The following is a 5926-nucleotide window of genomic DNA, read 5'->3' as shown; positions in this document are numbered from 1 at the left end:
CTCTCCATTAAAGTAGAAAGCTGACTTGCTCATTGTTGAAGCTAGCTGAGATATTGCTATCTCTTATTTAAAGCACTCACTCGATGTTCAGTTTTCAAAGGGCAATTTTTTTATTGCTTTACTCGGCTTTCATTGCCGGAGTTGTAATATAGCATATTCAAATCTATTATGCAACTGCGTTGTTTTTCCATTCTTAGGTGCGTAACCACAAGCTCAGATCCATCAACTTCATTGCTTTTGGTGTTCTTTCGAACAACCAGAGTTGTAATATATCATATTCAACTCACTCTATGCAACTGTGTTGTTTTTCCATTCTTAGGTGCGTAACCACAAGCTCAGATCCACCAACTTCATTGCTTTTGGTGTTCTCTCGAACAACCAGAGTTGTAATATATCATATTCAGCACTCTTCATGCAACTGTGTTGTTTTTCCATTCTTAGGTACGCAACCACAAGCTCAGATCCACCAACTTCATTGCTTTTGGTGTTCTCTCGAACAACCGGATTTGTAATATATCACGATCTCCTTACTATTGCAAGCAGAAATCATATAAAAACATTTTCGTTCAACAATCTACAATTGAGGCATGAAAGAAAACCGTTGGAGGAAGCAGCTCAATTGACACCTGCTGCATGCAACAAAAAGAAATAAGCTTAGTCCGAGTCTACTCAGATCAAGCTTATTCCTCACGAACGTTTCCCGCATGACCAATAATGTAACAAGGGCTGCTATCAGCCCCCATATCTTATACGCCTAAATATTGATGTTGAATTTCCTCATTGATCAGGAGTTCTTCAGGTGTACCTTGCCATACAATTTGACCCTTGCTCATCACAAGCACGGTATCAGCCACGCCGCACGCCAAATAAAAATTTTGTTCAACTAAAAGAATCGATAACCCGGTCTGCTTTAATTTCCTTATAATATCTCCCACTTGCTCGATAATGACTGGAGCTAACCCTTCCGAAGGCTCATCCATGAGTATGAATTGAGGATTGGTCATTAATGCTCTTCCGATCGCCAGCATTTGCTGCTGCCCTCCGGACAATTGGGTCCCCATGTTGTTTTCCCTTTCCTTAAGAATAGGGAATAAATCATAGATGTCTTCCAGCCTCCAGCTTTTATCGCCCGTTCCCGTTTGCTTTCTATCTCTTGCGGGAACAATAAGGTTCTCGCGAATCGTAAGGGAAGGAAAGATGCGCCTTCCTTGGGGGACTAATCCGATACCGGCACGAGCGATTTTATTAGGCGCAAGCCCGGAGATCAATTTGCCCATATACGTAATGTTTCCTCGGCGCGGAGGAGTTAACCCGGCAATGGAATGAATCGTTGTCGTTTTTCCCGCACCATTACGCCCGAGAAGTGCAACGCACTTCCCTGTAGGTACTTCAAAAGAAAGCCCCTGCAAAATATGGCTGTTTCCGTAATACGTATGAACCTGATCAACCTTGAGCATGCTGCAGCGTCCCTCCTCCGAAGTAGATGGCTTTCACGTTCTCGTCGCCTTTGATCTGTTCCGGAGCTCCGCTTAAGAACACTTCGCCATGATGCAATACCGTAATGCGGTCAGCGATAGAGAAGACCACCTCCATATCATGCTCGATGACCAATAGCGTAATAGAACGAGGCATGCGTTGGATAAGCTTCGTCGTTTGGATGGTTTCAGCAGGTGACATACCTGACGTCGGCTCGTCCAAAAGCAGCACTTTCGGTTTGGAAGCTAGGGCGAGAAGCACTTCCAGCAACCTTTGTTCGCCGTAAGAAAGCTCATTAACAATACGGGTACGCCGCTCCCAAAGCTCCCATTCCTTAAGCAGCTCCTCCGTTTCTTCCAGCAATTGTGTGTTTTTATAAAATGGCTTATAAAAGTTGAACCGATATGGTTGACATGCTGTGATGGCTAGATGCACGTTCTCTTCCACGGTCAGAGCACCAAACAAATTGTTTTTTTGAAACGTTCTCGACATCCCGACACGTACAGCCGTGTATCCGGGAAGGCCGTTGATTTGTTTGCCATTCACCGTAACGGTGCCCTGGTTAATCGGCAATGTTCCTGTAATACAATTGAATAAGGTTGTTTTGCCGGCTCCGTTAGGTCCGATGATGACATGACGCTCCCCTTGCTTCACTTCTAGAGAAACGTCCTTCAAAACTTGTAAGCCTTTAAAAGACTTATGCAAATGCTCAACCTTCAGCAGACTCATGACCGTTCGCCTCCTTATGAAGTTTTGTAGGGTGCCGGTCTTTTCGCCGTTTTAGGTTTATCTTGTTCCATAACAGCAAAGCAATATGAATGACCCCGCCGCGTCTATAAAGCACAATGGCAACAAAAATCAATCCCATAACGATCGGCCAACGGTCCGTGTAGGAGCTGATATAATTTTGCAAAATTACGAAGAAGCCCGCACCTATAGCCGGTCCTATTAATGTTCCGACTCCACCGACAATAACCATGATCAGCGCTTGCCCGGAGAACATCCAATTGAGCAGATCAGGAGACACGTATTCATTGAAATAAGCATAAAGTCCGCCTGCAAATCCGGCCATCATCCCGGACAGTGAATACACGATCAGCTTATAGTAACGTGTATTATAACCAAGCGCCGTCATCCGGGCTTCGTTCTCTTTTATTCCTCTTATGCCTTTGCCAAGAGGAGAGACAATAAAAATACGAAGCAAAAAATAACAAAGTAAAAAGCAAACTGCCGTTACATAATAAAACCCTAACCTGCTTTCGATGGGGCCAAAGCCCAAACTGAAGGCCGCGCTAACCGATTTTCCGTCTGCACCGCCGGTGACGCTTTGCGCTTTATAAAAGATCGCGTATATCATTTGCCCGAACGCCAAAGTAATCATGAGGAAGTAAGGGCCTGATGAACGGATAAACAGCAAACCGGATACAAAAGCGGCGATTCCCGCTATAAGGGCAGCTGCAAGGAGCAGCACATAACTATTTTCTACATGCTCCCCAATCAAGGTGACCGCATAAGCGCCCAATCCGAAAAATGCGGCGTGTCCCAGCGATACAAGGCCAGCATAACCGATGATTAGTCCCAGGCTCATAACAAATATTGCCATAATCAATACTTCACTCGTCAGTTTGATACCATACGTGGTTAAGATGAGAGGTAACAGCAGCATAAAGGCGACAAAAGCGATACTTACGAACGCAGGTTTCTTCACGCGTGCGCCCCCTTACCGAACAGACCGTTTGGTTTCATTAACAAGACGACAATCATAATGGCAAACACCATGGCCATCGTTAATGACGGCAAATAAACGCGTCCAAGCGTATCAACGACTCCGACTAATATGGCCCCGACAAAAGCACCTTTCCAGGTGCCGAGACCGCCCACCACAACAATAACAAGCGATGAAATCAAAATTTCCGAATCGATGCCGACGTACATACCCATAATCGGTCCGCCCAAAACTCCGCTTAATCCGGCCAAACCGGCGCCCACGGCAAATATGCAAGTGAATACGCCCTTAATATTAATACCAAGAGCCGAAAGCATCTCCCGATCGTCGACTCCCGCTCTGATCACGGCGCCAATTCGCGTTTTATTTTCCATATACCAAAGAAATACCGCAAGTAAACAACCGATCAAAATGACAAAAATACGATACGCAGGAAACATCATGACCCCAAGATTCATGGAAACATCCAAGTTCATCGGAATAGGAAGCGTTAAAGGGCTGGAACCCCATATCCACTTTACGATATCGGCAAATATAAATGAAAGCCCGAACGTCAGTAGAACCTGCTCCAGTTCCATTCCATAAACACGTTCAAGCAGTAATTTCTCCATTAGGATGCCAAGTATGCTTACTATAACAATGGCAACTAGCAAGGATGGCCAGAATCCCATGCCTTGTTTCACGAATGAATACGCTACGTATACGCCCACCAAGTAAAAAGTGCCGTGCGCCAAGTTGACGACATGCATTAATCCGAAAATAATTGATAGCCCGGCTGCAATCATAAACAAAAGCATCCCGTAGGCTAGACCGTTTAAAATATGCATGAGCAATGTTGTTCCAGCCATTGTATCCTCCTCTTTCTTAAGCGAAACATGTGTGGAACGGGAGGACAAGCCTCCCGTTTCCTTATCATCTCTTATTTATTTTTTCTCAGGTGGAGCATCGGGTATTTTCAGTCCCTTGACTGCGGTTCCTATAATTTCCTGTACGATCTTTCCGTCTTTCCATACATTTTTGGCCAAATACATATCTAATGCCAGGTTGTGCGTTTTTGGATCCATGGCAAGCTCGCCGCGCGGGCTGCTGAAGCTAATGTCTTTCAACACCTTGATCAAATCCTCAGATTTCGTGCTTCCTGTTTTTTCTATCGCTTTACTGATGACTTGCGCGGAATCATAACCTTGTACGTTAAAATAGTTAGGTACCTTGTTGTATTTCTTTTTAAAATCCTCAACAAACTTCTTGTTAACCGGATTGTCGAGTGAATAGTTGTACATCGTTGCCCCAATGATGCCTTCAGCGGCTTTGCCCGCCGGATCCGTTACGAGCGGATCCAAAAATTCCTGGGTGCCGGTTAGCGGAATTTTACCCTTTACACCGAATTGTTCGTACTGCTGAACAAATCGAATGGCATCTGTACCGGCCAAAAATGGAAAGACAAGATCCGGTTTCGTATTCAATATTTCTGTCAAGTAAGTTGCGTAATCGTTAGTCCCGAGCTTAGGGTATGCTTCCTTCACAATTTGGCCGCCTGCTTTAGTAAAGGCCTCTTTGAAAGCGTCAATCGTCTCGTGGCCCGCCGGATAATCAGGTGCGATAACATATGCCGTTTTTCCAACGTTCTTGAAAATATATTCGGCTCCCGGAACGCCGTCCTGCCAGTTCGAGATCGAAACCCGATAAATATAATCGCTTTTCTTATCCCAAGAAATATCGTTAGCAGCCGCATTGGCATCGATCAAAACGATTTTATCCTTCTCGATGACGTCACGCAGCGCATAAACGACCGCTGAGGAAATTGGGCCGACCAACAAATCAACCTTTTCGCTTTCAACCAGTTGACGGTATTTGCGAAGAGCGACTTGCGGGTTTGCCTCGTCGTCCTCGTACTTGATGGTTACTGGGTGATTGCCGATTTTGTTTCCGTTCAGTTCGAAATACAGTTCCATTCCTTCCTTAATACTTTCGGATAATGGAGCAAAGTTACCGGAAAATGATAAAATCGCGCCGATTTTCACCGGCTTATCTCCTCCACCCCCGGATGCACCACCCCCGGATGCAGGTTGGCTGCTATTACAAGCAGTAAGAACTAACAGCATGAATACCAGCATGACCGAGACTGTAATACTTGTTTTCCTGACTTTGCCCTTAGCGACCATCCAAAAACGCCCCCCACTTAGAGTTAAGAATGATACAAAATGTATGTAATCGCTTTACAAAAAGTTGTTATTAGCTTCTTAACAACAACTTCCGACATATACAAAACAGCGTTCAAATCATGATTTGTCTTAAAAACACTGATTTTGTAAGCGTGTTCAGGATAATGTCGGGCAAGCTGTTAATATAATACAATACGACCGGACGATTAGACAATAGCTATATTCTTCTATATTAAACGGATGATAAAAAATCCATTGGGCTTAGCGTGGCCCCATAGAATAGACACTGGCCCCCCCTTGGTTAATCAGATGAATTTTAAGGGGGGCATTTGTTATGGCGATCAAAGGTCAAAAGCTTAGGCATTATTCTGAAGAGATAAAGAAAGAGATTATTCGGTTACAAATTGAGGGAGACTGGACGTATCGCAAAATCACAGGGCTCAATGGGGACGATGTGAGGAATATGATGAGATTCACCAAATAAAAAAAAGTGTGGAGAAAGTCAAAAGACTTTCTCCACACTTTGAGACCACCGTAGTGGACTATTCTTGCTTGGCGACGA

At 44.5% G+C, this 5926-nt stretch carries 6 protein-coding genes; 1 reads left to right on the top strand and 5 read right to left on the bottom strand.

Going from position 1 to position 5926, the window contains the following annotated elements; genetic code table 11:
• Nucleotides 1-746: 746 nt before the first annotated feature.
• The 5 genes from FKP33_RS26385 to FKP33_RS26365 form a co-directional block, all read right to left on the bottom strand.
• Nucleotides 747-1457: an ABC transporter ATP-binding protein gene (locus FKP33_RS26385; RefSeq protein ID WP_127610785.1), complete on the bottom strand. Its 711-nt coding sequence runs from the start codon at nucleotides 1455-1457 to the stop codon at nucleotides 747-749.
• Entirely contained in the window at nucleotides 1444-2205 is a 762-nt protein-coding gene (locus FKP33_RS26380) for an ABC transporter ATP-binding protein (protein WP_127610786.1), read from the bottom strand. The genes FKP33_RS26385 and FKP33_RS26380 overlap by 14 nt, the downstream gene beginning before the upstream one ends.
• Nucleotides 2186-3184 (bottom strand): branched-chain amino acid ABC transporter permease, encoded by a 999-nt coding sequence (locus tag FKP33_RS26375; RefSeq protein ID WP_196427012.1) that lies wholly within the window; start codon nucleotides 3182-3184, stop codon nucleotides 2186-2188. Before FKP33_RS26375 ends, FKP33_RS26380 begins: the two co-directional genes overlap by 20 nt.
• A complete protein-coding gene (locus FKP33_RS26370; protein ID WP_054800504.1) occupies nucleotides 3181-4050 on the bottom strand; it encodes a branched-chain amino acid ABC transporter permease in 870 nt (289 codons plus the stop codon). Before FKP33_RS26370 ends, FKP33_RS26375 begins: the two co-directional genes overlap by 4 nt.
• Nucleotides 4051-4125: 75 nt before the next feature.
• Complete coding sequence (locus FKP33_RS26365; protein ID WP_236595698.1) at nucleotides 4126-5223, bottom strand: ABC transporter substrate-binding protein; 1098 nt, start codon at nucleotides 5221-5223, stop codon at nucleotides 4126-4128.
• Between the two features lie 475 nt (nucleotides 5224-5698).
• Between FKP33_RS26365 and FKP33_RS27390 the strand changes: the two genes are divergently transcribed.
• The gene (locus FKP33_RS27390; protein ID WP_155615861.1) at nucleotides 5699-5848 is read left to right on the top strand and encodes a hypothetical protein; all 150 of its coding nucleotides are present in this window, start codon (nucleotides 5699-5701) and stop codon (nucleotides 5846-5848) included.
• Nucleotides 5849-5926: the final 78 nt, after the last annotated feature.

Origin of the sequence: Paenibacillus sp. tmac-D7 (assembly GCF_006519665.1) — a bacterium.
GTDB classification, from domain to species: Bacteria; Bacillota; Bacilli; order Paenibacillales; family NBRC-103111; genus Paenibacillus_G; species Paenibacillus_G validus.
The sequence above is the reverse complement of the archived record's forward strand: the minus strand, read 5'-3'. Positions and strand labels throughout refer to the sequence as shown.

What these genes read in the sequence shown, in the direction of transcription:
- FKP33_RS26385 (WP_127610785.1), bottom strand. Translation starts at nt 1,457, where the DNA reads ATGCTCAAGGTTGATCAGGTTCATACGTATTACGGAAACAGCCATATT.
- FKP33_RS26370 (WP_054800504.1), bottom strand. Translation starts at nt 4,050, where the DNA reads ATGGCTGGAACAACATTGCTCATGCATATTTTAAACGGTCTAGCCTAC.
- FKP33_RS27390 (WP_155615861.1), top strand. Translation starts at nt 5,699, where the DNA reads ATGGCGATCAAAGGTCAAAAGCTTAGGCATTATTCTGAAGAGATAAAG.
- FKP33_RS26380 (WP_127610786.1), bottom strand. Translation starts at nt 2,205, where the DNA reads ATGAGTCTGCTGAAGGTTGAGCATTTGCATAAGTCTTTTAAAGGCTTA.